The 24,932-nt window shown below is 69.5% G+C and carries 27 protein-coding genes; 17 read left to right on the forward strand and 10 right to left on the reverse strand.

Features of this window, described 5'->3' with window-relative positions:
- On the reverse strand, positions 1–927 hold the full coding sequence (locus BJ960_RS12475; protein WP_183075372.1) for a LysR family transcriptional regulator: 927 nt from the start codon (positions 925–927) through the stop codon (positions 1–3).
- Positions 928–1,040: 113 nt separating this feature from the next.
- Between BJ960_RS12475 and BJ960_RS12480 the strand changes: the two genes are divergently transcribed.
- Positions 1,041–2,360: an MFS transporter gene (locus BJ960_RS12480; RefSeq protein ID WP_185987519.1), complete on the forward strand. Its 1,320-nt coding sequence runs from the start codon at positions 1,041–1,043 to the stop codon at positions 2,358–2,360.
- Positions 2,361–2,488: 128 nt separating this feature from the next.
- A complete protein-coding gene (locus tag BJ960_RS12485) occupies positions 2,489–4,141 on the forward strand; it encodes an amidohydrolase (protein ID WP_185987520.1) in 1,653 nt (550 codons plus the stop codon).
- Between the two features lie 131 nt (positions 4,142–4,272).
- On the opposite strand, the gene BJ960_RS12490 is transcribed toward BJ960_RS12485, so the two are convergent.
- From BJ960_RS12490 to BJ960_RS12500, 3 genes are all read right to left on the reverse strand, one after another.
- On the reverse strand, positions 4,273–5,673 hold the full coding sequence (locus BJ960_RS12490; protein WP_185987521.1) for an ABC transporter permease: 1,401 nt from the start codon (positions 5,671–5,673) through the stop codon (positions 4,273–4,275).
- On the reverse strand, positions 5,670–6,434 hold the full coding sequence (locus BJ960_RS12495; RefSeq protein ID WP_185987522.1) for an ABC transporter ATP-binding protein: 765 nt from the start codon (positions 6,432–6,434) through the stop codon (positions 5,670–5,672). The genes BJ960_RS12490 and BJ960_RS12495 overlap by 4 nt, the downstream gene beginning before the upstream one ends.
- A 134-nt stretch (positions 6,435–6,568) precedes the next feature.
- Positions 6,569–8,029 carry a DHA2 family efflux MFS transporter permease subunit gene (locus BJ960_RS12500; RefSeq protein WP_307814576.1) on the reverse strand — a complete coding sequence of 487 codons (1,461 nt, stop codon included), beginning with the start codon at positions 8,027–8,029 and terminating at the stop codon, positions 6,569–6,571.
- Between the two features lie 79 nt (positions 8,030–8,108).
- On the opposite strand from BJ960_RS12500, the gene BJ960_RS12505 reads away from it, so the two are divergent.
- The gene (locus tag BJ960_RS12505; RefSeq protein ID WP_185987524.1) at positions 8,109–8,762 is read left to right on the forward strand and encodes a TetR/AcrR family transcriptional regulator; all 654 of its coding nucleotides are present in this window, start codon (positions 8,109–8,111) and stop codon (positions 8,760–8,762) included.
- Here BJ960_RS12505 and BJ960_RS12510 read toward each other — a convergent pair.
- Positions 8,754–9,578, reverse strand: a complete 825-nt coding sequence (locus BJ960_RS12510; protein WP_185987525.1) for an AraC family transcriptional regulator — start codon at positions 9,576–9,578, stop codon at positions 8,754–8,756. The two genes, BJ960_RS12505 and BJ960_RS12510, sit on opposite strands and share 9 nt — an antisense overlap.
- 82 nt (positions 9,579–9,660) lie before the next feature.
- On the opposite strand from BJ960_RS12510, the gene BJ960_RS12515 reads away from it, so the two are divergent.
- The 4 genes from BJ960_RS12515 to BJ960_RS12530 all read left to right on the forward strand — a co-directional run bounded on the left by BJ960_RS12515 (position 9,661) and on the right by BJ960_RS12530 (position 12,573).
- Positions 9,661–10,479, forward strand: coding sequence for a TSUP family transporter (locus BJ960_RS12515; protein WP_202229123.1), 819 nt, complete (start codon positions 9,661–9,663; stop codon positions 10,477–10,479).
- A gap of 66 nt (positions 10,480–10,545) precedes the next feature.
- Positions 10,546–11,607 carry an LLM class flavin-dependent oxidoreductase gene (locus BJ960_RS12520; protein ID WP_185987526.1) on the forward strand — a complete coding sequence of 354 codons (1,062 nt, stop codon included), beginning with the start codon at positions 10,546–10,548 and terminating at the stop codon, positions 11,605–11,607.
- Between the two features lie 128 nt (positions 11,608–11,735).
- Complete coding sequence (locus tag BJ960_RS12525) at positions 11,736–12,227, forward strand: Rossmann-fold NAD(P)-binding domain-containing protein (RefSeq protein ID WP_185987527.1); 492 nt, start codon at positions 11,736–11,738, stop codon at positions 12,225–12,227.
- 157 nt (positions 12,228–12,384) lie between these two features.
- Positions 12,385–12,573 carry a hypothetical protein gene (locus BJ960_RS12530; RefSeq protein WP_185987528.1) on the forward strand — a complete coding sequence of 63 codons (189 nt, stop codon included), beginning with the start codon at positions 12,385–12,387 and terminating at the stop codon, positions 12,571–12,573.
- A 4-nt stretch (positions 12,574–12,577) separates the two neighbouring features.
- On the opposite strand, the gene BJ960_RS12535 is transcribed toward BJ960_RS12530, so the two are convergent.
- Positions 12,578–12,970 (reverse strand): hypothetical protein, encoded by a 393-nt coding sequence (locus BJ960_RS12535; protein WP_185987529.1) that lies wholly within the window; start codon positions 12,968–12,970, stop codon positions 12,578–12,580.
- 138 nt (positions 12,971–13,108) lie between these two features.
- Positions 13,109–13,492, reverse strand: a complete 384-nt coding sequence (locus BJ960_RS12540) for a hypothetical protein (RefSeq protein ID WP_185987530.1) — start codon at positions 13,490–13,492, stop codon at positions 13,109–13,111.
- Between the two features lie 224 nt (positions 13,493–13,716).
- Here BJ960_RS12540 and BJ960_RS12545 point away from each other — a divergent pair, with 224 nt between their 5' ends.
- The 7 genes from BJ960_RS12545 to BJ960_RS12575 all read left to right on the forward strand — a co-directional run bounded on the left by BJ960_RS12545 (position 13,717) and on the right by BJ960_RS12575 (position 19,157).
- Positions 13,717–14,229: a GNAT family N-acetyltransferase gene (locus BJ960_RS12545; protein WP_185987531.1), complete on the forward strand. Its 513-nt coding sequence runs from the start codon at positions 13,717–13,719 to the stop codon at positions 14,227–14,229.
- Between the two features lie 9 nt (positions 14,230–14,238).
- On the forward strand, positions 14,239–15,156 hold the full coding sequence (locus BJ960_RS12550) for an NAD(P)/FAD-dependent oxidoreductase (RefSeq protein ID WP_202229122.1): 918 nt from the start codon (positions 14,239–14,241) through the stop codon (positions 15,154–15,156).
- Between the two features lie 123 nt (positions 15,157–15,279).
- Positions 15,280–15,600: a hypothetical protein gene (locus BJ960_RS12555; protein WP_185987532.1), complete on the forward strand. Its 321-nt coding sequence runs from the start codon at positions 15,280–15,282 to the stop codon at positions 15,598–15,600.
- 57 nt (positions 15,601–15,657) lie between these two features.
- Positions 15,658–16,161 (forward strand): GNAT family N-acetyltransferase, encoded by a 504-nt coding sequence (locus tag BJ960_RS12560; protein ID WP_237463450.1) that lies wholly within the window; start codon positions 15,658–15,660, stop codon positions 16,159–16,161.
- 63 nt (positions 16,162–16,224) lie between these two features.
- On the forward strand, positions 16,225–17,082 hold the full coding sequence (locus tag BJ960_RS12565; protein ID WP_185987534.1) for an alpha/beta fold hydrolase: 858 nt from the start codon (positions 16,225–16,227) through the stop codon (positions 17,080–17,082).
- Between the two features lie 83 nt (positions 17,083–17,165).
- A complete protein-coding gene (locus tag BJ960_RS12570) occupies positions 17,166–17,954 on the forward strand; it encodes an alpha/beta fold hydrolase (RefSeq protein ID WP_185987535.1) in 789 nt (262 codons plus the stop codon).
- 132 nt (positions 17,955–18,086) lie between these two features.
- Positions 18,087–19,157, forward strand: a complete 1,071-nt coding sequence (locus BJ960_RS12575) for an LppP/LprE family lipoprotein (protein ID WP_185987536.1) — start codon at positions 18,087–18,089, stop codon at positions 19,155–19,157.
- A 73-nt stretch (positions 19,158–19,230) separates the two neighbouring features.
- Here BJ960_RS12575 and BJ960_RS12580 read toward each other — a convergent pair whose 3' ends face one another.
- Genes BJ960_RS12580 through BJ960_RS12590 form a run of 3 tightly spaced genes read right to left on the reverse strand, consistent with a single transcriptional unit; the run spans position 19,231 to position 20,821 of the window.
- Positions 19,231–19,692 (reverse strand): ASCH domain-containing protein, encoded by a 462-nt coding sequence (locus BJ960_RS12580; protein ID WP_185987537.1) that lies wholly within the window; start codon positions 19,690–19,692, stop codon positions 19,231–19,233.
- A 21-nt stretch (positions 19,693–19,713) separates the two neighbouring features.
- On the reverse strand, positions 19,714–20,451 hold the full coding sequence (locus BJ960_RS12585; protein ID WP_185987538.1) for a DUF3027 domain-containing protein: 738 nt from the start codon (positions 20,449–20,451) through the stop codon (positions 19,714–19,716).
- Positions 20,444–20,821 (reverse strand): cold-shock protein, encoded by a 378-nt coding sequence (locus BJ960_RS12590; RefSeq protein WP_185987539.1) that lies wholly within the window; start codon positions 20,819–20,821, stop codon positions 20,444–20,446. The genes BJ960_RS12585 and BJ960_RS12590 overlap by 8 nt, the downstream gene beginning before the upstream one ends.
- Positions 20,822–20,992: 171 nt before the next feature.
- Between BJ960_RS12590 and BJ960_RS12595 the strand changes: the two genes are divergently transcribed.
- The 3 genes from BJ960_RS12595 (at position 20,993) to BJ960_RS12605 (ending at position 24,930) form a co-directional block, all read left to right on the forward strand.
- Positions 20,993–21,259 carry a hypothetical protein gene (locus BJ960_RS12595; RefSeq protein WP_121077948.1) on the forward strand — a complete coding sequence of 89 codons (267 nt, stop codon included), beginning with the start codon at positions 20,993–20,995 and terminating at the stop codon, positions 21,257–21,259.
- A gap of 13 nt (positions 21,260–21,272) precedes the next feature.
- Positions 21,273–23,120, forward strand: a complete 1,848-nt coding sequence (locus BJ960_RS12600; RefSeq protein ID WP_185987540.1) for a helicase-associated domain-containing protein — start codon at positions 21,273–21,275, stop codon at positions 23,118–23,120.
- Positions 23,121–23,214: 94 nt separating this feature from the next.
- Positions 23,215–24,930 carry a sunset domain-containing protein gene (locus tag BJ960_RS12605; protein WP_185987541.1) on the forward strand — a complete coding sequence of 572 codons (1,716 nt, stop codon included), beginning with the start codon at positions 23,215–23,217 and terminating at the stop codon, positions 24,928–24,930.
- Positions 24,931–24,932 lie beyond the last annotated feature (2 nt).

Below are 24,932 nucleotides of genomic sequence, written 5' to 3' on the forward strand. Positions count from 1 at the left end.
CTACTCTCTCGCTTCGTCCCAGAGCCCGACCTCCGGCGGCGCATCGATGCGGGCGACGTCGGGAAGCGTCGGGACCCAGGCGGCGAGCGCGTCGGCCCACGCTCCGATGTGCGCCGCCGCGAAGTGGTCGGCGTACCAGCCCGCATAGAGCTGCATGCGCACCTGGGATCCGTCGAGCATGATCCGGACCGTGCGCACGCCGTAGCTCGCGCGGTCGGTGAGGATCGCGATCCCCCGCCCGGCCGCAGCGTGGGCCTGCGCGAGGCTCGTCGCCCGCATCTCGGTGATGTTCGCCCGGCCCGCCCCGGCGCGCGCCACGGCGGTGTCAAACGAGGTGCGCGCCGTGTGGCTGCGGTCCATGCAGATGAGTGGGTACTCGAGCAGCTCGGCGACCTCGACACTCGGCCGTTCGTAGAGCGGGTGGCCTGGCGGAACGTGCGCGGTGATGCCGACCTGGGTGATGAGCCTCGAGGCCCAGGTCGCGGGCGGCGCGAAGGTGGAGATGCCGAAGTCTGCGCCGGTCGCCTCGACGCGGTCGAACACCTCGGCGGGGCTCGCGGCGATCGCGTCGACGAGCGGGAGCGCGGCGCCGTGGTCCGCGCTGAACGCCGCGATCGTGCGCTCGATGGTGGTGGACTGCGCGACGGCCGTGAGCCTGACGTCTGCCGGGTCCGTGAGGGCGGCGACGAGCCGCGCCTCGTCTGCGCGGCGCAGGAGGTCCCGCGCGATCCCCAGGAAGCGCCTGCCCGCGTGGGTGAGCTGGAGCGCACCGCGGCCGCGTTCGAACAACGCCGCCCCGACCTCGCGTTCGAGCGCGGCGAGCTGCCGCGAGACCGCCGGCTGCGAGACGTGCACGCGTGCGGCCCCACCCGTGACCGAGCCTTCCTCGGCGGCGGCGACGAAGTAGCGGAGTACGCGCAGTTCCACGGTATGCCTCCTATGCATAGAGATCGTGCTTTTTAGATATTAGACGGCATACCTGTTTGGCTCTACCTTCGATGAGGTCGCCTCTGACATCCCTGACTACAACGGAGAAGCACATGTCAACATCTCGCTCGTCTGTCGAGCTCGAAGCCCACGCGAAGAAGGCGAGGTTCGCCGCGTTCCTCGGCACCACCGTCGAGTGGTACGACTTCTTTATCTACTCGACCGCCGCGGCCATCGCCTTCGGCCCGGTGTTCTTCCCGGATCAGACCGCCGGCACCGCGCTGCTGCTCTCCTTCGCGACGTTCTGGGCAGGCTTTCTCGCCCGCCCCATCGGCGGCGTCGTCTTCGGCCACCTCGGCGACAAGTTTGGCCGCAAGAACACGCTCGTCGCGACCCTGCTCATCATGGGCATCGCGACCTTCTGCATCGGCATCCTGCCGGGCGCGAACCAGATCGGGGTGTGGGCACCGATCCTGCTCGTCTCACTGCGCGCGCTCCAGGGCTTCGCGGTCGGTGGCGAGTGGGGCGGCGCTGTGCTCCTCGCCTCCGAGTCCGGCAGCAAGAGCAAGGCAATCCGCGGCGGCATGTTCGTGCAGCAGGGATCCCCGGCCGGCAACATCCTCGCGACCGCGGCGTTCGCGCTCGCCGCGCTCCTGCCCGCCGAGCAGTTCATCGCGTGGGGCTGGCGCCTCCCGTTCCTCTTCTCAGCCGTGCTCGTCATCATCGGCCTCGTCATTCGCGCCCGCCTCGACGAGTCACCCGAGTTCCTCGCGCAACAGGCAAACCGCGAGGAGATCAAGGTGCCCATCGCCGAACTCTTCAAGCACCACTGGAAGCAGGTCATCGCTGGCGTCTTCGCGAGCGCGATCGGCATCGGTATGGCGTACTTCGTGAGCGCGTTCATGCTCGCGTACACGACGACCTCGCTCGGCATCGACCGCGGCATCATGCTCAACGTGTTGCTCATCAACGCCATCGCGCAGTTCATCTGGCAGCCCATCGCGACCCGCATCGCCGAGAAGGTCGGCAGCGCGAAGTTCATGGCGTGGGCCCTCGCCGCGCAGGCGATCCTCGTCATCCCGATGTTCCTGCTCGTGAACACCGGCAACGTTGTCGCGATCGCCGCGGGCATCATCGCCTCGACGATCGCAGGGTCCGGCTACTACGCCGTGCTCGCCGGCTTCCTCGCGCAGGCGTTCCCCGTCGAGGTGCGCTACACGGGCGTCTCGTTCGCCTATCAGGCATCCTCCACGCTCATCGGCGGCACGACGCCGCTGCTCGCACAGTCCTTCCTCGTCTCGATGGGCTGGCAGGGCGTCGCGGGCTTCAACATCGTGCTCGTCGGCCTCACCATCGCGGGCGTGCTCGCGCTCGCGTCGCTCACCGGATTCACCGCCGCCCGCGAACGCGAGCAGCGCGCAGCCGACGCCTGACCCCCGGGTGCGGGGCCGATTCCCCCGGCCCCGCGCTCCCTTCCCCACTGCCGCCCCCAGGCACCCGGGGGCCCGCCACGCTGGATCCATTCAGCACCACCCGTTCGCACTCGCAGCCAAGGAGCATCATGCGCATCGACACCATCATCGAGAACGCACGCATCACTACCGTCGACCCCGACCGCCCACACGCCAGCCGCATCGGCGTCTGGAACGGCCGCATCGTCGGCGTCGACGAGGAACTCGACGGGGTCACCGCCGACACCCGCATCGACCTCGACGGCGCACCGGTGGTGCCCGGGTTCAACGACGCCCACTTCCACTTCTCGATGCTCGGACTCGAGATGACCCAGCTCGACCTGGCCCCGGAGCAGGCACCCACGCTCGACGCACTGTACGCGCGCATCGAAGAGTACGCGGCGACACGGCCGCCGGGCGCGTGGGTCCGCGGGCAGGGCTACGACCAGAACAAGCTCGGCGGCGAGCACCCCGACATCGCGGTGCTCGACAGGATTGCCGGCGGTCGCCCCGTCTACCTGCAACACAACTCGCACCACATGGCCGTCGCGAACACCCAAGCGTTCGCGCTCGCCGGGCACAGTGACGTGACGCGGCTCTCCGCGCCCGTTGGCGGCAGCCTCGGCACCGACGCCACCGGCAGGTTCACCGGCCTGATCCAGGAGCAGGCGATGTCGCTCGTCGCCCACCTGTTCCGCCCGGTGCCGCAGGAGGACCTCGTCGAGGCGCTCGGTGCCGCGTCGCAGTGGGCGCTCAGGCACGGCGTCACGAGCGCGACCGAGCCGGGGATCGGCGGCACGACGATCGGGCACGGCCCGGCAGACATCCGCGCGTTCCAGACCGCGTCCGAGCGCGGCATCCTCCGTACCCGCCTCACCCTCATGCCGTACATCGACGCCCTGCACGGGCTCGGCCCCATCGGCGGCGGCGACGGCTGGGGCATCGACCTCGGTATTCGTAGCGGACTCGGCGACGAGTGGCTGCGCGTCGGGCCCGTAAAGGTGCTCAGCGACGGGTCGCTCATCGGGCGCACCGCCGCAATGTGCTGCGACTACAACGACACCCCTGGCAACGCGGGCTACCTGCAGTGGGAGCAGCAAGATCTGCACGACAAGATCGTCGCCGCGCACGTGAACGGCTGGCAGGTGGCAGCCCACGCGATCGGCGACCGCGCGCTCGACGTCGTCCTCGACGCGTTCGAAGCCGGGCAGCGACAGGTCGCTCGGGCGAACACCAGGCACCGCATCGAGCACGTCGCCGTCGCGTCTGACGCGCAGGTCGCGCGGATCGCGGCCGGTGGCCACGTCCCGGTCCCGCAGGGCAGGTTTATCTCCGAGCTTGGCGACGGCTTCACGGCCGCGCTCGGCGCCGACCGCGTCGAGCTCGCGTACCGGATGCGCAGCTTCCTCGACGCCGGCGTCGAACTCCCGGGGTCCACCGACGCCCCGGTTGTGCCGGGCGAGCCGATCCTCAGCCTGCACGACATGGTGAACCGCCGTTCGGCGTCGGGCGCCCCCATCGGGCTCGGGGAGGCCCTCACCCCCGCCCAGGCCCTCCGCGCCTACACCCACGGCTCGGCGTACGCGGTGCACGAGGAGCAGCGCAAGGGCACCCTCTCGCGGGGCAAGGTCGCCGACCTTGTCGTCCTCTCCGACGATCCGGCCGCGGTCGCTGCCGAGCGGATCCGCGACATCGAGGTGCGCGCGACGATGATCGGCGGCGAGTTCGGTTTCGACGCCACGGGTGAGCTCGCGGCATCCTAGGCGACGGCCACACAGCACAAGGTCGGCCCTCACGAGTGCACCGTGAGGGCCGACCTTGCTGTGTGGCGATAGGGCGCTGCCGGCGCCGTGTCTCCGCGGGGACGCCGAGGGGCTGCCCCGGCTACCGTCGGCTACGCGACGGAGAGCGCGGTGACCGGCGATACCCGCACCGCACGCCGCGCGGGAGCGGCGGCAGCGACGAGGGCGAGCGCGACCCCGAAGAGCACGACGCCGGCGATCACGAGCCACGGCACGCTCGGCGCCGCGAACCCGATCTCGGAACCGAGCAGCGACTGCGCGGCGACCCAGCCGTAGAACACGCCGAGCAGGATCCCGAACCCGAGCGCCGCGAGCGTCATCTGCGCGCTCTCCGCGACGACCATGCGCCGCACCTGCGATCCGGTGAACCCGAGCGCGCGCAGCAGCCCGAGTTCGCGGGTGCGCTGCAGCACGCTGAGCGACAGCGTGTTGACCATGCCGACCGCCGCGATGATCGCCGAGAAGCCGACGAGGCCGGTGAAGATCGCGGTCGTCACGGTGAGCGTCTCGTTCAGGATCGCCGCCATCGCCGGGTCATTGTCGAACGCGGCGAGCGTCATCGCCCGGTAGCTCTCGAGCGCGACCGCAAACATGATGACGAGGGTGACGCCGATCACGAGGCCGATCGTTGAGCGCGCGCTGCGCTCGGGGAACCGCACGGCGTTCGCCGCGGCGAGGGAGCCCGTCGGACCGCGGTCGATGAGCTTGCCGGTGAGCTTCAGCACGGGCGGCATGATGAAGTGGGCGCCGACCGCGATCCCCGTGAACGAGAACAGGCCGCCGAAGAACGACACCATGAGCGCCATCGGGGTGAGCACGCTGAGCGCGATACCACCGGCGAGCAGCGCGGCGCCGATCACGATGAGGATCCACGCCCACACCGTCCTGGCGCGCCTGCCGCGCGACTCCTCCGGCCGCAGCTCCACTGAGGCGCCCGTCGCCGCGATCGGCGACACCGACCCGACGCGACGCGATCCCGCCCATGCCGCGGCCCACGTCGTGAGCGTCACGACCGCAACGGCAACGATCGCGAGCGGGTCGAACAGCGGGTAGTTCGGCCCCTCAGGGAGCCAGCCCCAGCCCGGCCCGAAATGGACGACACCTGCGATGAGGGCCTCGGCGAGCACGAAGCCGATGGCCGCGCCGATCGCCCCCATGAGCAGGCCCTCCCCGGCGACGCGCGACCGGATCCGCGCCGACGTCGACCCGATGAGGCGGTACAGCGCGATCGTGCGTGTGCGCCCAGCGATGATCGTCGCAAACGTGTTCGCGGTGACGATCGCGCCCACGTACAGCGCGATGATGATGAAGATCGCCGACACCATGAGCAGCGTCATGCGGAACGTGCCTGAGCCCTCGATGAGCTCCGGGTCGAGCGCCGCGCCCATCACTCCGGTCGTGAGAATGAGGGCGACGGCGAACAGCGTGCTCAGGCCCGAGACGACGACGGTTGCGGCGTGCTCGCGCAGCGCGGACCCCTGCGCGGCGCTCATGCTGCGTGCCCCTCAAGGTTCAGCATTGTCGCCGAGATCTCCTCCGCCGTCATCGGGCCGCGGTCGGCGACAATGCGGCCGTCGCCGAGGAACACGATGCGGTCCGCGTAGCTCGCCGCGATCGGGTCGTGCGTGACCATGACGATGCTCTGGCCAGAGTTCGTAACCGCCGAGCGCAGCAGCTTCAGCACCTCGCGCCCCGTTCGGGAGTCGAGGGCGCCGGTCGGCTCATCCGCGAAGATGACGTCGGGCTTCGTCGCGAGGGCGCGGGCGATCGCGACGCGCTGCTGCTGGCCACCGGACAGCTCATGTGGGCGATGATCGAGGCGACCCGAGAGGCCGAGCTGGTTCAGCAGGGCGTCGATCCACGCCATCTCCTGCAGGCTCGGCTTCTTGCCGTCGAGCTGGAATGGCAGCATGATGTTGCCGCGCACGTCGAGCGTTGGCACGAGGTTGAAGGCCTGGAAGATGAACCCGATGCGGCGGCGGCGCAGCTTCGTGAGCTCGGCGTCGCCGAGGCCGGAGATCTCGTCGCCGCCGAGCCACACCTTGCCCTCGCTGGGGGTGTCGAGGCCGGCCATGACGTGCATGAGCGTCGACTTGCCCGAGCCCGAGGGGCCCATGATCGCGGTGAACTGGCCGCGACCGACTCCGACGGACACGTCGTGGAGCGCGACGACCCGCTGCTCGCCCGCCCCGTAGTACTTGCCGAGGTTCGCGACCCCCGCGACCGTCTCAATTGCTGCTGCTTGTGCGTTCATACCTCGAAGGTACGTCGGCCGGTGGTACCGGCGGATCGCCCTACGGTGCCGCCCGGATGGTACTCGGGTACCGTCCGGCGCCGCCCGCTCCGCATGGCGAGCGGAGCGGCCCGGGCGCCAGCCCGCTTCAGCGCCTACCCCTCCACGGCAGCGGCCTGCTTCTTTGGCACGAAGAACGACAGCACGATCGCGAGCACCGAGCTCGCGGCGGCGACGACGAACGCCCCGTGGATGCCCTGCGCGGTCGCGGCCGCTGCGTCATGTCCCGCGGCGACCGCGCTCGAGGTGCCGACGGCCATGAGCGTCACGAACATCGCGGTTCCGACCGCGCCCGCGAGCTGCTGCACCGTCGAGAAGATCGCGCTGCCGTGGCTGTAGAGCTCGGGCGCGAGCGATCCGAGCGACGAAGTCATGAGCGGCGTCATCATGAAGGCGATGCCGAGGTTCAGCACGAGCATCGCGACGACCACGAGCCACACGGGGCTCGTCGCCCCGAGCTGCATGAACAGGAGGAGCGCGATCGAGACGACGAACGCGCCGGGGATGACGAGCGGCCGCGCCCCGACCTTGTCGAACAGCGCGCCGACGAACGGGGCGGCGACACCCATGAGGAGTCCGCCGGGGAGCACGGCGAGGCCAGCCGCGAGCGGCGTGAGTCCGAGCACGTTCTGCATGTAGATCGGCAGCAGGATGAGCGACCCGAACATCGACAGCATCACGACGGAGATGAGCACGATGCCGACCCAGAAGGGACGCTCGCGGAACGGACGAAGGTCGAGGAACGCTGCGCCCCGGCGCTGGAGCGCGAGCTGCCGCGCGACGAAGAGCACGAGCCCGATGGCACCCAGCACGATCGGGATCGCGGGCGGCACGGACGCCCCGCCGTCGACGGCCTGGCCGAGGCTGCCCAGCCCGTACACGAGGCCGCCGAACGCGACGACGGACAGCAGTGCCGAAGGGACATCGAACTTCGTCGCGGCGCCCTTGGCTCCCGAGCCGATGAGCAGCGCTCCGACCACGAGCACAAGGATCGCGATCGGCAGCACCGACAGAAATACGGCGCGCCAGCCCAGCGCGGTGATGAGCATGCCCGAGAAGGTCGGCCCGAGCGCCGGCGCCGCCGACATGACGATCGCGATGAGCCCCATCATGCGGCCGCGCCGCTCGGCGGGAATCCGGGTGAGGATCGTGGTGGTGAGCAGCGGCATCATGACCGCCGTGCCCGCTGCCTGCGCGACGCGCGCAACGACGAGCACCGGGAATGCCGGCGCGAAGGCCGCGGCTGCGGTGCCCGCGGTGAAGAGTACGAGTGCGGTGACGAAGATCGTGCGCGGCGTGAAGCGCTGCAGCAGGAAGCCCGACATCGGGATGAGCACGGCCATGACCAGCATGTATGCGGTCGTCAGCCACTGCCCCGCCGACGCGGCCACGCCGAACTCCTGCATGAGCGGGGGCAGGGCGACGCCCATCACGGTCTCGTTGAGCACCATCACGAATGCGCCGGCGAGCAGGATCCAGATGAGCGCGGTGCCGCGTCCCTTCGGCTCTGCTGGCTCGGCCGCGGTGGGTGCGACGACTGGGGAGCTCTGACTCACTTTTCCTCCGAATTGACTATGTGTCATTGACTGACAGGAATGTCAGCCTATGACACATTCGCGCTGTTAACCTGTGAGCATGCCGAAGCCCACCCTCAGAGAGCTGTCGCGACAGGCCTCCCGCCGACGCATCGCCGACGTCGCGCTCGAGCTGTTCGACGAGCACGGCTACGACGCGACGACGGTCGAGGAGATCGCGGCGGCCGCGGGCATCTCCGAGCGCACGTTCTTCCGCTACTTCGCCACGAAGGACGAGGCGTTCTTCTCCACGGCGACGGAGGACACGGCGACGGTCGTCGAGCTCGTGCGGTCCCGGCCCGGCACCGAGGCCCCCTGGAACGCCCTGCAGTACGCGGTCGAGCAGCTGCTCGGCGAGCTCGACCAAGACGCGGAGTACGAGCGGAGCCGGCGCTACCGCGCGATTCTCGCTGGCTCGGCAGACCTCACCGCACACCAGTTCGCGCGGATGTCGGATTCGCAGGACCGGATCGGCGAGGCCCTCTGGGAGCGCTGGTCTGCCGCGCAGCAGCGCGAGATCCTCGATGCCGAAGCGGCCGACATGCGGGTCGTCCTCCGCGCGCTCGTCGGCTCGATGCTCGGCGTCCTCTCTGAGGTCATCATGCACACCGAGGACCGCACGCCCGAGGGGCGCATGACCCTCGTCCGGTCGACGTTCGACGCGATCCGCCCGGGGCGGGCAGACATCGGCGGGGCCGCCAGCCCCTCACGCTGATCCCGCGGCCGCGATCCTGACCTTCTCGCTCGCGCGACCGCGGAGCGTCGATGGCGGCGCCCCGAACGCGCTCGTGAACGCGTACGAGAAGGCGGCCGGCGAGGCGTATCCGAGCGCCCCCGAGACCTCGGCGACGGGCTGGTGCTGCAGCAGCGGGATCGCCGCGAGCAGCCGCGCGCGGGCCCGCCAGGCGCCGGGGCTCATGCCCGTCGCCGCGCGAAAGTCGCGGCTCAGGGTGCGCTCGGCGACGTTCGCAGCGTCCGCCCATTCGGCGTTCGTGACCGCGACGTCCGGGGTCGCGATGTACGCGCGGCAGAGCCCGGCGAACGGCGGCGCGGCGGGGAGCGGGAGGTGCAGCGGCGCCTCCCGCACGCGCTCGAGTTCGATGAGGATCAACGCGAGCAGAGCCTCAGCGCGAACGTCGCCGTCGCCCGTCGTTCCCGGCGGCTCGGCGCCCGTGCGCCCGAGGTCGGCCGCGGCACGGAGGAGCTCGCGAAGCAGCGGCGGCACGTCGACCGCCCGGCACCTGGTGGGCCACCACGGGACCGCCGCCGGCTCAATGTAGAGGCTGCTCGTCTGCACGTCGAGCATGCGGACGCGGTGCTGCGTGCGCGGCGGGATGAGCACGGCACGCTCGCCGGGGACCGTCCATGCGCCGTCCGCCGTCTCCACGAGCATGGTGCCCGTTGCGGCGTAGAGCAGTTGCGCGCGGCGGTGCTCGTGCCAGTCGAGCAGGTGCCCCGGCGGGTAGTCGGTCGCGATCGGCAGCACCGGACGTGCGGAGCTGTCGAGCGTTGCGAGCGAGACGTTGCGCATGCCTCCATGCTAGGCAGGTATTCGAATGATCCGGGCATGCCTTCGATTGTGGGCCGTTGCGTCTGCCACTGGAATGGGATGAGTGAGTATTCCTCTTGTCATTCTTGTCGGCGTCTTCACCGGCGCCACCACCGTCCTCTTCGGCTTTGGGGGCGGGTTCGTCACCGTCCCCGTGATCCTGCTCCTCGACGCCGCGCTCGGCCCCGACGCCGCCGTGACCGCCGTCGCCACGTCGGCCGTGGTGATGGCCGTGAACGCCGCCGTCGCGACGGCGGCGACCCCGGCGCCGATCCTCAGGGAACTGCGCGGCACGCTCCCCCTGCTCGTGCTGCTTGGCGCCGGCGGGGCGCTCGGCGCGCTCGCGGCGTCCGTGGCGCCGCCGGCGCTGATCCTGTGGGGGTTCGTTGCGTACCTGGCCGTGACGGTTCTCGACGCGCTGCTGCGGCCCGGGTTTCTTCGCCCGCGCACGGCAGGCGGCGAGCGCGACGACGACACCGGCGGCGAACGCTTCGCGATCCGGGCCGGCCTCGGCGCCCCCATTGGCGCGCTGGCGTCATTCCTCGGCGTCGGCGGCTCGGTCATGACGGTGCCGCTCCTGCGGCGCTCGGGAAAGCCGATGATAACGGCGGCCGCACTCGCGAATCCGCTCACGCTCTGCGTCTCGATCCCCGCGCTCGCGGCGTTCCTCCTCACCTCGCACGCGTCGCCCGGCGGCGGCGTGCTGTCGGTTGGCGCGGTCGACCTCGGCGCCGCGGCGCTGCTCCTTGTCGGCTCGATCCCGGTCGTTGTGCTCTGGCGCAGGCGGCCGCCGCGCCTTCCAGACCGCCTGCACGCGTGGGGCTATGTCGCGCTGCTCGTGGCCGTTCTCGTCACGGCGCTCGCCCGCACGCTGTGGGTGTAGTGGGGTTCGCGCGATCCCGAACTATATGCGCGGGAATGTAATTCGCTGGAGTGCGTTACACCGAGCATGAGATCATTCGGATTCCTCTCCTTCGGCCACTACGGCCCCGTCCCAGGGTCGCGCGTGCGCACCGCGGGCGACATGCTCAAGCAGACCATCGAGCTTGCCGAGGGCGCCGACGAGATCGGCGTCAACGGCGCCTACGTGCGCGTGCATCACTTCGCGCGCCAGGCGGCATCGCCGATCCCGCTGCTCACCGCGATGGCGGCTCGCACGAGCCGCATCGAGGTCGGCACCGGCGTCATCGACCTGCGCTACGAAAACCCGCTCTACCTTGCCGAAGAGGCCGCGGCGCTCGACCTCATCTCCGACGGCAGGCTCGCGCTCGGCGTGAGCCGGGGGTCACCCGAGACCGCGCTCCGCGGATACGAGGCGTTCGGGTACACCGGTTCGCAGGACCCGCGCGGGGCCGACCTCGCGCGCCCGAAGTTCGACCTGTTCCTCCGCGCGATCGAGGGCGAGGCGCTCGTCGAGGCCGACCCGAAGATGTCGCCTCCCGGACGGCTCGCACTCGAGCCGCACTCGCCCGGCCTGCGCGAGCGGGTCTGGTGGGGCGCAGGCTCGACCGACACCGCGATCAACGCCGGCAAGATGGGCGTGAACCTGATGAGCTCGACCCTCGTCACCGAGGCGACGGGCGAACCGCTCGGCATTCTGCAGCGCAAGCAGATCGATGCGTTCCGTGAGGCCTACCGGGAAGCCGGCCACACTGGAAAGCCGCGCGTCTCTGTGAGCCGCAGCGTGTTCCCGATCGTCACCGAGCAGGACGAACTCTACTTCGGGCTCCGTGGGGGCGGACCCGGGTCGGAGTCGCAGGATCAGATCGGTGTCATCGACGGGTTCCGCTCGACGTTCGGCAAGACCTACGCGGATACGCCCGACCGGCTCATCGAGCAGCTCAAGGCCGACGAGGCGGTGATGGCGGCTGACACGCTCATGCTGACAATCCCGAACCAGCTCGGGCCCGAGTACAACCTGCACATTCTCGACTCGTTCGCGAAGCACGTTGCACCCGCGCTCGGCTGGAAGCCGAACACGGAGGGACCCGCGGAGGGCGACACCGTCTAACGCCTGGAGCCGCGCGAGGGGACGCCCTCGCGCGGCTCTGGCTTTGCGCCCTCGCGCGCTCTGATCCGCACGCCCCGCGGCCAGCGGTAGGCTCGCTGCAGGTCAACGGGAGACACTGAGGGGGCGCAATGAGCGACGAACGCACGGGCGGACTGGGATTTCAGCTCTACGCTGACACGGCCGACATTGCCGGTGCCGCCGAGCGGCTCGGGCGCCCGCTTCGCGTGATCGGACATCTTCACCGACCCGAGGAGTTCCTCGTTGCTGAGGATCCAGCCGACGGCTCAGTCTGGGTGCTCTCCGCCGACCTGTCGGCCGAATGGCCGCTCAACGCATCCCGTTCCGCCCTCGACGCATGCCTCACCGCGTTCGGGCGCTACGTCGAGGACGGCCCCGAGGCGTCCAGCCCCACTGTCTACTCGGCCGATGAGATGCGAGAACGACTGGAGCGGTTCGCAAGAGGCGAGGTTGTCTCCCGCGCTCCGCAAAAGCCGCCGGTGCCCCACCGGACGCGACTCAGGCGCGTCCACAGTGATCTGAAAGCTGCCGACCGGTCCGCGCTCGCCCGCACGTCATGGTGGTCAGGAGTGCTGGAGGACGCGAAGCACGACCTGCTCTGAGGTGCTCTTCATATCTTGAGCACTGCGACCGTCACCCCGCGAACCTCGCACACCGAGAGGTGAGTACGACCGCCGCTAGCGCACAGAGTGTCCGGTATTGCTCCCCTGCGCGAACACTCAATTGTGGGGTTCGTCGGCGCCGAGCACGCTAACCCAGATGAGCTACAAGTGGACGTTAGGCGCGGGAAGTGTGCTGCTTCTCTCGGCAATGCTGCTGATGCGTAGCGACGAAGCATTCCTCAATGGGCTGGGAACAGCATTCGCACTCGGCGCGATTGTCATTCAGCTCCGCTATGGCTTCGCGTACTTTGCCGGCCGCCGGTACCGCACCGCTCGCCGGCGATAGCACTTCAGGTTCGCTTCTCACGCGTTTCGCCTGCGAACTGCTCCACTGCCTTAGCAATGCGCTGACGCGCAGCTTCGGCGTCCGCGACGGACAGGTAGAGCCTGTCGAACGGCTTCCTGCTGCGGACGTGGATGAGGAGCGCCGCTCCGGGTCCAGACACGTTCCAATACGTGCGCTCGCCCGGCGGGTGAAACGTGCCGCTCAGCTTTGTGCCCGCGTCGAGCCCGGGGCCGCGCCACCCCGTTTCGACCCGATGGGGGCGCTGCTCAACCTCGACACCGGCAACCTCCTCGAGCGGTACGACAATCCGCCGCCGAAAGCCCCACACCTTGTCGAGCCCTCTCGGAACGATGACAAGCTCACCACCGATGACGTCGATGTCGTTGCGGTCAGCCATCTCGCCTCCAGCGCGTCAGGTGCGAGCAGGGATCCCCGCTATCTTTTCAGCCCAACGCACGGTGAAGCAAGGTCGAGCTCCCTGAGGCAGCCCGGGCGCTAAAGACCTCATCAAGTTGCGCCCGCAGTTGCGTCGTCGTCACGGCTGTTCCTCTCCCGGATACTCGAAGACTAGATCGCGCGGCGACACCACCGCGCACAGCACGCCGTAGAGCATCGCGCACATCGTCACGAACATTGAGAGCCCTACTTCGGGCTCGCTCCCGCGCAGCAGGGCCTGCGTCATCGCCCAGGACGAGAAGAGCACCGTGCTCAGCGTCGCCGCGATCGACCCCATCAGTCCGCGCTGCCACCTGCGGTTGTACTTCCAACGGTCACGCGTGCCCAGCAGGCCGAGCGCCGCGCACGCGACGGTGGCGGCGAGGGCGAGTACGGCGAGGATCCAGCCCGGGTCGCGACCAACCGTCTCGGCGCCGTCCGAGAAGAACACGGCGAGGTCCGTCGCCCAGACTGCGCTGTTCACGATCAGGAAGGCCACGGACAGCTATGAGCGGCAGCACCATGGGGCCCACGCTCAGCGCCTCGCGCACTCGGGCTGCGCCCAGCTGCCGCCCGGCGGGCACCTCAGGCAAATCAGTCGCTGCCCATCCAGTCACTGCGTACCTCCGTGCGCTCAATCCTCGCAGTACCCACCGCGTGCGTGCTAGCCCCAGAGCCCGGACGCCCCGAGCCTGCGAGACTACCTCTATGACTGCCCGACTGGTTCCGCTCCCTGTGCACGACTTCCCGGCCTGGCTGAGCGCCTCGCAGACCGAGTACGAGGCAGACCTCATCGCCACCGGGTCTACCCCCGATGCCGCGGCGCAGCAGGCCGCGAACAGCCTCGCGTCCGCCTTCCCAGAAGGTGAACCGTCGCCCACCAACGCGGTGTTCAACATCGTTGATGAGGCCGACTTGACCGTCGGCTACCTGTGGGTGGGCCGCGACAGCTCCGACGATCCCACCGCCTGGTGGATCTGGGACATCGTCGTCGACCCGGCTTTCCGCGGCCGCGGGCTCGGCCGCGAGGGCATGCGGTTGGCGGAAGAGTATGCGCGCTCGCAGGGCGCCAAGACGCTCGGGCTTAACGTCTTCGGGTTCAACACGACCGCCAGGGGCCTCTACGAGTCCCTCGGGTACGAAACGACGAGCGTGAAGATGCGCAAGCAACTCTCAAACGGCGGCGAACCCCAGCCGCCGGAGACCGGACCGCAGGGCTAGGCTCCGACTGTGAATACCAGCGAGAGCCGCAACGCAGCACCCGGTCGGAACCGCGTCATCATCGTCGGGGCGGGGATCGTCGGTGCCGTCGCCGCGCACAGCCTCGCACAGGCAGGTCACGAAGTCGTCGTACTCGACGCCGGTCGGCCCGGTCGCGGCACGACGGCGGCGTCGTTTGCGTGGGTCGGTGTCGCCAAGAGCCCCGCAGGCTCACAACGGTCACCGCTCCGCTCCCGGGCGCGCGCCGACTTCGCCGCCCTGCTCGCCGAACTCCCCAGTGCAGCGAACACCGTCGGCCACCGCGCATCCGGGGCGATCTCGTGGGAGGAAACCGACGCGCTCACCCGCGAGTTCGTCGCCGCACACGTGGCCGCGGGGAACCCCATGCGCCTCATCACAGGAGCAGCAGCGCGCGAGCTTGAGCCCACGCTGCGCGAGGCACCGGAGGTCGTCGCGTACGCTCCCGACGACGCGGGGGTGGATCCGGTCGCCCTCACGGAGGCCCTGCTCTCCAGCGCCCGGCGTCACGGTGCAGAGGTACTACCCGACACCGCCGTTACGGCACTCGTCGTGGAGCACGGCAGCGTCACTGGCGTCGCGACTGCTGACGGTCGGATGGCCGGTGCGAGTGTCGTGCTCGCCGCAGGAACCGGTTCCTCCGCGCTCGCCGCAGCGGCTGGCGTCAGCGTCGACCTCGTGCCGGCGCCGTGCGCGCTGCTGAGGTTCTCAACTCCGCGGCCAATCGTCCGGGGGATCGTGTCGACGCCGGAACTCGAGATCCGGCAGCTCGACGACACGACACTCCTCGCGGCGGAAGACGTGCCGGCAGGGTTTAGCGGCGATCCTGCGATGCTTGCACCCCGGCGCTCGCGGCGATCCGCGCGAACTTCCACGGCGCGGGCGACATCCGGCTCGACGGGGCGGTGATCGCGGATCGACCGATGCCCAGCGCCGGCGAGCCGCTCGTCGGCCCAGCCCCGGAGCTGCCCGGCCTGTACCTCGCGGTCGCGCACCCGGGGGTCATACTTTCGGGGGCGATCGGGCGCCGGATTGCAGAGGATCACGCGCGACTGCTTCCGTTCGCATAGCGACGCTGGCCGGTACTCGGGCCGCCCGATTAGCCTGGAAGGATGGCTCACCGCGGAGGAACGGCTCGACGAGCTCGGGATCGGCTATCTCGCCGACCGCTACGCCTACTGGAAGACCTCTGCGGCGTGGGCGCGGGTGAAAATCATCGAGGTATCCCCCGACGGGATCACCGTGCAGGAGGATGACTACGGTGACGCCATCGGAGGAGTCCCGCTCCCCTCGCACCGGCTCGCCTGGCCGATGCCTGTCGAGCTCATGCCGCTCACAGAGGTCTCCGGCTAGCCGCGCTGCGGCGAGCGCAGATCAGGATCGGTCACATGCCCTCCGTAGAATATGCGCATGGCTGAACCTGTTTCCCCGCTCATCCGCGACTACACCGAGGCCGACGCCGCGGCAGCCCTCACGATCTTCACTGACGCGATCATGGAGACTGCGGCAGCGGACTACTCAGCGGAGCAGCTCAGGGCGTGGGCGAGACCTGGTGAGCGCGACCTCACCAGCTGGCACGGCGCCATGTCAGAGCGCAACAGCTTCGTCGCGGTCGCGGCGGGGAGCGTCGTGGGTTTCTCGGACGTGACCGGTGATGGCTTCATCGACATGCTGTTTGTTGCCCCGGCCTGGGGCGGTCGCGGAGTCGCGCGCGCCCTGCTCGCCGAGGCCCTGGTCCGAGCCCGGGTCGCGGGAGCACACGAGCTCACCGCCGACGCGAGCATCACGGCAAGGCCGGTGTTCGAACGCCTCGGCTTCGAAATGTACCGTCGACAGGAGATTGTGCGGGAGGGCGTTGCGCTCGCGAACTTCCACATGCGCAAGGCTGTCCGCGCAGATTCGGGCATCGCCTGAGATTGGACGGCGTCGCGGTGCCGACGCCAGCGGCCTCTCACGCCGCGCAATACACTTTTCAGCATGGAACATCACCCGCAGCAGCACCGCGTCACTCTCTCCGACGGTCGGGTACTCGCGGGAACGAGCTGGGGCCCCATAGATGGGCGGCCCGTGCTGTTCGTCGCGGGCGCCGCGACGGGCAAGTCGATGGCGTTTGGTGAGGAGGCGCTCGGCGAGGCCGGCGTCCGGCTGATCACGATGGACCGGCCCGGCATCGGTGACTCGTCGCCCGCCGACGCGCGCACGATCGAGTCGACCGCGTCAGACTACCGCGCGTACGTGGCCGGGGTGCTCGGCGCCAATGCCGGCCCGATCCCCGTCGTGGCGAACTCGCAGGGCGCGATCTTCGGGCTCGCCCTGGCGCTCGCGGGCGCTGCCGAGCGCCTCGTGCTTGTCTCTCCGGCAGACGAGCTGCAGCACCCAGACGTTCACGCGCTGCTGCCAGCCGAGGCGACCGGGCTCTCGGACCTTGCGGAGGCGAACCCTGGTGAGGCCGCCGCCGTGCTCGCCGGCTTCACGGCGCAGGCGATGGAGGAGATGGTGCTTGGGGGCTCGCACGAGAGCGACCGGGCGTTCTACTCGTCGCCCGACTTCCTGCCGCGGTACCGGGCAGCGCTCGCTGAGGGCTTCGCGAATGGGGGCGTCGGCTACGTTCAGGACACCGTGCTCGCGATGCGCGCGTGGGGCCTCCCGCTCGACCGGATCGCCTGCCCCGTGCAGGTGTGGTTCGGCACGCACGACCTCAGCCACTCCCCCGACCACGGCGAGATCCTGACCGCGCGCGTCCCCGACGCGACGCGTGAGATTCGCGAGGACGCGGGCGGCGCACTGCTCTGGACGCACGCGCGCGAGGTGCTCGCGGCCGCACTCGCTCGGTAGCGGGCCGGCGAAGATCAGGATCGCGACGCCTCCGGTGCCCCGCCCCCGCGAGCACCTCCGCCCGGTGTGGCTAGGCTCGTAGGGTGATTGCAGAGACACGTGGCGACGGAACCCCTCTGATCGCGGTGCACGGGTTCGGGGTGGACCACCGGATCATGCTACCGCTCGAAGAGATGGTGAGCGGCGCCGGCTGGCGGCGCGTCTACATCGACCTGCCGTGGGCGGAGGGCGCAGCCGACACTGGGGCCGCGACTCCACGGGCGGTCGCCGACGCCGTGCTCGCCGAGGTCCGCACGGTCGCGGGCGACGGCCCGTTCGCGATCATCGGCAACTCGTTTGGCGCGATGGTCGCGCGCCATGTCGCGCACGCACTCGCGCCGCAGTGCGTGGGGCTCGCGACGCTCGCGGGCGCGTTCGAGCTCGATCGCACCCGGCGCGAGCTCCCGCCGCGCGAGATCCTGGTTCGTGACGAACGGGTCCTCGAGCTCGCGGGCGAGGCGCGTGGCGAGTTCGAGGAGATGGCCGTGCTCCACACCGAAGCAGCGCTGCGCGCGTTCGAACGCTACGTGTTGCCCGGAGTTCGCGGTTCGAACCTGCGGGTCCTCGCACGGCTCAACGCGACCTACACTGACGCGTACGCGCCCGAGCTGGAGCACCCGGAACCGTTCACCGCTCCCGCGCTCCACGTCTTCGGTAGGCAGGATCACGTCGTCGGGTTCGCGGACGGGCTTGCCGCCTCAGGGCATTACCCGCGCGGCACCTTCGCGGTGCTCGACGGGGCAGGACACAACGTGCACATCGAACAGCCGGACGCCGTCGGCGCGCTGGTGCGCGACTGGCTCGCGCGCGCGGCCGCCCACGGGACGCGCTGAGCGCCCGCGCGCGAGACCCCCGAAAGGAGGTCACCGCACGCGCGAATTTGAGGTTGTCACGCTGTGTTCCCGCGAACATCCCCTACGGTAAAAGGAATGCGCCAGGCACCCGCCGGCGGATGGGGTAGCGATATGAGGCTCACACGCGTGAAGGCAGCGACCGCTGCCGTACTCGCAGCCGTCATGCTTGCGGGCGCGACGGCGCTCACTGCGTGCGTGCCAGCGTCTCCGCCACCGACGCCCACCGCGGAAGCGACGCCGGAGGCGCTCAGCGGCGGCGGATCAGGATCGGCTCCCGCCGTCATTCCCGCGTGCGACGCGGTGAACCCCGCGGCGCAGGCCGAGCAGACCAAGTTTCTCACCTCGTACGGCAGGGAGCGCATCACCGCGCAGTTTGGCGAAACTGACCGTGCGCTCTTCAACGAGTTCGCGAGTCCGAGCGCGCTCACTGCGGTGAAGTCCGTAACCCAGGAGCGCAACTGCAACTGGGTCATCTATCTGGATAGCGTCTACCTCTACCAGCTCACCGCGGAGCTGCCGCAGTCGGCGATGGCGCCGCTCATTGCCGACCTCCGCACCTCCGACTTCACGGAGTCCACGAGGGGGCCCGCCACCGTCTTCACTCAGGCGATTCAGACGGGAGACATGCGCGGCACCATGGGGATCTCGCACTCGTTCGTCGGCGACATGTGGATCGTACTCATCGAGAACTCCGCGTCGTCGTACGAGCAGTCAGCGGTCGACGCGATCCTCGCGGCTAACCCGTCCTTGCAGCGGACCGCGACGACGTCGTGTGTCGAGCACACGGCGCGGCCCGCCGTTACCAGCGCCGTCGCCGAGATCGAAGCCCGTGGAGGCGACGCCGGGCGGTGGGATGTGGAGCGCGCGATCACGCTCGCCGCGGCAACGTTTGACGCCTGCATGCCGCTCTCGTGGGCGCTCCTGCCCACCGTGGGATCGGTAGGTCCGGCCCCCACGCCGATCTTGTTCTTCCACTACGGCGACTTCGTTGGGACGGACGCTGACCGGGGCCTCGGGGTCGACGTGCAGGTCTCGCGGCTGTCGAAGTACTCGCTCAACGCCGAGTACCGCTGGCAGCAGCGCGGTGAGCTGACGGCGTCGGGCCAGGCCACCTCCACCTACACGTGGGACGTGACGACAAAGTCGATCCTGCGGGAGGGAGAACTTCCGCCCGAAACCTAACCCGAACCGGGCGCGATGCGGTGCTGCCTGGACCGGCAGCGGACGCGCTCCGCGTTGAGGTGCGCGCTCCGGCCTACGCGGGGTAGACGAGCCGAAACCGCTCGCACAGCACCGGCATGTCAGGCGCGTAGCCCTTCGGGCTCTCCGAGTGGAGCCGCCAGAAGCGCTCGTGGATCGTGCGCCAGGAGGCCAGCGTACGGTCGTCCTCTCCCTCAGCGTGAGCGTGCTCGTCGGTCACCTCGGTGAAGGGCACAATTTCAACGCTCGTCGTTTCGATGACCGCTCGCGGCTCGCCGGCCCCGTCAAGGATGATGCTGTGCTCGCCAACCTGCGGCAGCGGATCTCCCGAGAACTCGTAGTCCCATACCGACGACGCCGTGCCAGTCTTTGTGCCGTCGAGCACGAGTTGCAGCAGACCGTCGGCATGCTCCGTCGTCGCCCCGAACGCCCAGGCCTCGGGAACGTCGGCGGGCAGCGCGGAGTCACGCGCCCGGCACCGCTCCCAGAACTCGCGAACGGCGGTCGAAGCCGTCATTCGGTGCGCTCCGGGCGCAACTCAGTCATCGTCCTCTTCGTCATCGTCATCGTCATCGTCATCGTCATCTTCGTCGTCATCGTCATCGTCATCTTCGTCGTCGCCGTCGTGATCGTCGTCGTCCGAGTCGTCGTCGTCCGAGTCGGTGTCTTCCGCAGCCTCGTCGTCGTCTTCATGATCGTCGCCCTCACCAAGGTCGACGCCATCGAGATCGTCGTCGTAGTCGGCGTAGTCGTTCTCGAGCGCGTCCTCGTCGGCGTCGTCGAGATCGGCGAGCTCCTCGGCCGCCTGCTCGGCAGCGGCGCGCTCGGCGGCCGATTCCTTCGACTGTCGTGACTGCGCATCGCGGTACTGCGCGAGCCGTTCAGACCACGGGACCCACTCGGGGGCCAGCATCGACCCGTCACCGGGCAGCAGCTCGACCTCGAGCACAGTCACCGGGGCGTCCGCGTCAACCCGCGCGATCGCCGCGGCCCAGCGCCAGCCGGGATATCCGGCGAGCAGGCTCTCGAAGAACAGCGTCACGGTGCGCTCGTCGTTCACCTCGAATCCAGCGTCGCCACCGATCGTCTTGGCATCGGTGATCTCCTCGAGCGCCGCGCGCGCCTGCGCCCGGGACTCGGCGGTGAGCAGCATCGCGTCGGGTTCAGCCGGCGTCGGCGCCTGCTCCGCGGCGTCAGTCGGCGCGGCCGCCCCTGGCGTCGCGTCAGTCTCGACGGTCTCGTCGGCGCTCTGCCGTTCCACGTGCTGCTCAGACATCGAAATCGTCCGCCACTCGCCGCAGCATCGTCGCGACCTGGCGCGAAGCCTGCCGCTCCGGGTACTGGCCGCCCTTGAGCTTGCCACCGACGCCATCGAGCAGCTTCACGAGATCCTCAATGATCACGGCCATCTCGTCAGCCGACTTGCGGCTTCGCTTCGCCAGCAACGGCGTGTCAATCACGCGCACGGAGAGCGCCTGGGGACCGCGACGGCCCTCGCCGACGCTGTACTCGAGCCGGCTTCCCGCTCGCACCTCGACGCCATCCGGGATCACCGAAGCGTGCAGGTACACCTGCTGTCCGTCTTCGCCCTGGATGAATCCAAAGCCCTTGTCCTCGTCGTAGAACCTGACCTTGCCGTTCGGCATGTCTCGCCCTTCCCTTCGCGGCATGCGCCGCAGTGGCCTTTCCGGCCCAACGTTTTCGAGCGCGGCCGTATGGCCACGCGTTGATTAGCAGTCTAGCCGTTCGGCCCTTTAGAACTGTGCGAAATCGCATCGCAGAGGGACCATGCACACGCGCGCGCTAAACTCGGTGGAATGAGCACCGAAGAAACCAGCACCCCGTCGCTGTTCGAGCGGATTCTCGCCTACGCGACAGTCTCGATCATTGTCGTCGCACTCGGTTCGTTCTTTGCGACGCTCATTGTCGGCATGAGCAACCGGCAGGCCGTCGCCGAGGGGTTCTGGCCCGTGGTCTACGGGATCTCGCTGTTCGCGCTCCCAATCGGGTTCGTGATGCTCATCGTCCTGCTGCTCGTGGCGCAGCGTCGCCGCAGCCGGGATGCCCGCCGCGGAACCAACTAGCCAGGCTCGCCCGTTGAGTGGCACGCTCGCGCTCTCGTCCCTGATCGCCTCGCTCGACCGGGCGGGGCTTGAGTCGCTCGTGCGCTCGCGCCGTGTTGCCGTCCCTACGTCGGTGCACGACTCGCTCGATCTCGCGAGCGAGCTGCTCAAGCCTGAATCGATCTCGCAGGCGCTCACGCTCCTCCCGAGGGTGCAGCTTGCCCGGCTCGCACGGGCCCGAGAGGGCGCAGCGTCTCGTGAGCCGTCGCCGATCCTGACCGACGGCGCCGCGGACGCGGCGGCCGGCAACCTTCTTCGCGCGCGTGGCCTGCTCGGTGCGGGCGACGCGGAGCTTCCCGAGGTTACTGCTGCGCTCGATGCGCTGCTCGCCGCTCGTGGTCTCACCGTCGACACGCTCCTTGCGGGCGCTCCCGCCGACGCGCACGGCACGGACGCCGACGCCGCCGACACCTCGTCGTGGTTTGCGGCGGCCCTCGCCGCCACCGGTCAGGCCGCCTGGCTGCTGCGCGAGCTCGAACGCACCCCAGCGAAGCTCAATCGGAACGGCGACGTCGCCTCCGCCTGGCTGCGCACCGCTGAGGATCGGCTCGCCATTCCCCACGCCGGAGAACTCATCGTGCTGTTGCGCGAGGCAGGGCTCGCCCACGCGTCCGACGGACTCTGCTTGTCAGCGGGAGGCGACTGGCTCGCGGCGAGTCACGATGACAGGTGGATCGCCCTGGCGCGGGCCGCCGTTGAGCTGATGCCGGGCGAGCTCCGCGGGCTCCTCGTCGGCGCGACCGCGGGGTCGCCGCTCGCGCCACACGTGGCCGAGTTCCCCGCACAGTTTCCGCTCGCCACCGAACCGACCTTCGCCGCGATCGACCGCGCAGCCGCACTCTGGGAGCGCATCGGGCTCACCGTGGCTGGGCATTTCAGCGACGTCGGGATCGCCGCGCTGCGCGGCGCGCTCGCTGTCCCGGGCCAGGCCCCACTGCTCGGGTTCCCCGACCCGGCACCCGGGATCTACATTCAGCCCGACCTTTCGGTCGTCGTCCCCGGTCCGCTCGGCGCCGCAGATGAGGCCGCGCTCGCCGCGATCGCACTGCCCGAACAGCTCGGCGTCGCGTCGACGCTGCGAATCTCGGAGGGCACCCTCTCGGAAGCGTTCCACCGCGGTCTCGATGGCGCGGCCATCCGGAAGCTGATTGATGGCCTCGCGCTGACGGGTATCCCGCAGCCGGTCGACTATCTCATCACGGCATTGAGCGAGCGGGCCGGAAGCATCGTCGTCAGCCCGTACCTGAACGAACAGTGGCGCACCCGGGTCGAGTTCGCAAGGCCCGAGCTCCGGTCGACTGTGCTCGTCGACCGGAGGCTCGCGCACCTGCAATTGCACGAGCCTGACCCGCAACCGACGGACTCGTTCGAAGCGCTCACCACGGACGCAGCCGTGCTCTATTCGCGGCTTCGCGCCGATCACGTGCTCGCCGCGCTCCTCGATGCCCGCTACCCGGCCCGCGGCGCCGATGGGCTCGTCGCGGCGAGCGAGGGCCGCGAGCGCGCCACCGGTGCCCGCATGCCTGCCCAGGCGACGACGCCCGACGCGTCCGAGCGCCGCGCTTCCGCGACGGAGGCGCTCGTTGAACGCGTGCTCGAATCCGCAAGCGACGGGCCCACCGACACGAGCCGGCTCATCACGCTCGCGATTCGCGACCGCACGCGGCTCGAGGTGAGTGTCGAGATTCGGGGAGAGGCCCGCACCTTCGCCATCGTGCCGGTCTCGCTCGCTGGCGGGCGCATGCGCGCACTCGACGAGACCGCCGGGGTCGAGCGCACGCTACCGCTTGAGGCGATCACCGCCATCACGCAGCTCCCCTAGTGGCACGGCCACCGGGGTTGGAGCGTGCCGCGCCGCCCCGCTCGGGTTACACTTGCAAAGTCTATGTAAGGCTTTGGGGGTTTCAATGTTGAGAATGCTGGGTGCGATCCTCGCTTCCGCGCTTGTATTCGGCGCATCGGTGCCGGCTGACGCGACCGCTGCGTTCGCCGCCCCGCCCGCGGTCGAGCCGGCGTACACGGACCACAAGCGGCCGCTCGACGCCGAGGCGCCTGCACAAGAGGAAGCCCCGGAGACACCCGAGTCTCCTGACGTCGTCGGCGCGCCGACGACGCTCCCAGAGGTCGTTGGCGGCAGAGCCATCGTCGGCACGCCCGCGTCCGCGGCCCTCGGCGTCTGGCCTGACGCCGAGCTCGAGTTCGAGATCATTTGGCAACGCGACGGAGTGGACATCGCTGGGGCCCAGGGCGACAGCTACACGCCGAGCGCTGACGACCTCGGGGCCACCCTCAGCGCCGCGGTCACTGCGACCGCGCCGAGCGGCGCGTCTCTGACAGTCTCCACGCAGCCAGTCATCGTCGAGGCGGGCACGTTCGAACTCGCAGCGGTGAGCCTCACTGGCGCGACCTCCGTTGGCAGCGCCCTGAAGACGGTACTCGCTTCGCAGGCCCCCGCTGACGCCACGCTCAGCTACCGATGGACCCGCAGCGGCGCGACGATCGCGGGAGCGACCGGCGCAAGCTACGCGCTGACCGCTGCAGACCTCGGCAAAGCGGTCACCGTCACCGTTTCAGCGACGCGGCCCGGCTACGAAGTAGCCACCCGGACCTCAGCGCCGACCCGCGCGGTCACAGCCGGCGCCCTTGCCGTTGCAAAGCCGGCCATCTCCGGCACCGCCGCCGTCGGCAAGACGCTGACGGGCAGGCCAGGCACCTGGGGCCCGAAGCCAGTCAAGCTGCAGTACCAGTGGCTGCGAAACGGCAAGGCCATCCCGAAAGCGACAGGCGCCACCTACAAACTCGCGGCCGCCGACGCTGGCAAACGAATCACCTTCCGCGTCACCGGCACGCTTGGTGGATACACGACCGCGACGCAGACCTCCGGGGCGACCGCCGCGGTGCCGCGATCGCTGTCGGCCGCACCTGCTCCAGCCGTCGCCGGCACCGTGAAGGTCGGCCAGACCCTCTCCGCGAAGCCGGGAACCTGGAAGCCCGCTCCAGTCAAGCTCTCGTACCAGTGGCTTCGCAACGGCTCTGCAATCAAGGGCGCGACGAAGAGCACCTACAAGCTCACTTCGGCAGATGGTGGCGCGAAGATCAGCGTCAGGGTGACCGGGAAGAAGTCCGGCTACCTCACGGTCACCAAGACCTCTGCAACGAAGAGCGTGCCCCGTGTGCTCGGCACCTCCAAGCCAAAGATCTCCGGCACAAAACTTGTCGGATCGAGCCTCACCGTGAACCGTGGCAAGTGGACGGCCGGCACCACGCTCAAAGTTCAGTGGCTCCGCAACGGTGCCGCGATCAAGGGCGCGACGAAGACTACCTATAAGCTCTCCGCCGCGGACGCGGGCAAGCGGATCTCCGTTCGCGTCACTGGGAGCAAGTCGGGCTACACCGCCGCGTCGCAGACCTCGGCGGCCACCGGCAGCATCGGGTACCCGTCGCGCACCCGACCGAACAGCGTCGGGTCGTGCCCAAGCTGGGCGCCGGTAAAGGGCAACGTGAACTCGAGTCGCGGCACGAAGATCTACCACGTCCCAGGTAGCACCTACTATTCCCGAACGAATCCCGAGGAGTGTTTCTCGAATGCGAGCGCCGCCCAACGGGCAGGTTACCGAGCGCCGCTGCGATAGGA

Source organism: Leucobacter aridicollis (assembly GCF_013409595.1).
GTDB lineage: Bacteria > Actinomycetota > Actinomycetes > Actinomycetales > Microbacteriaceae > Leucobacter > Leucobacter aridicollis.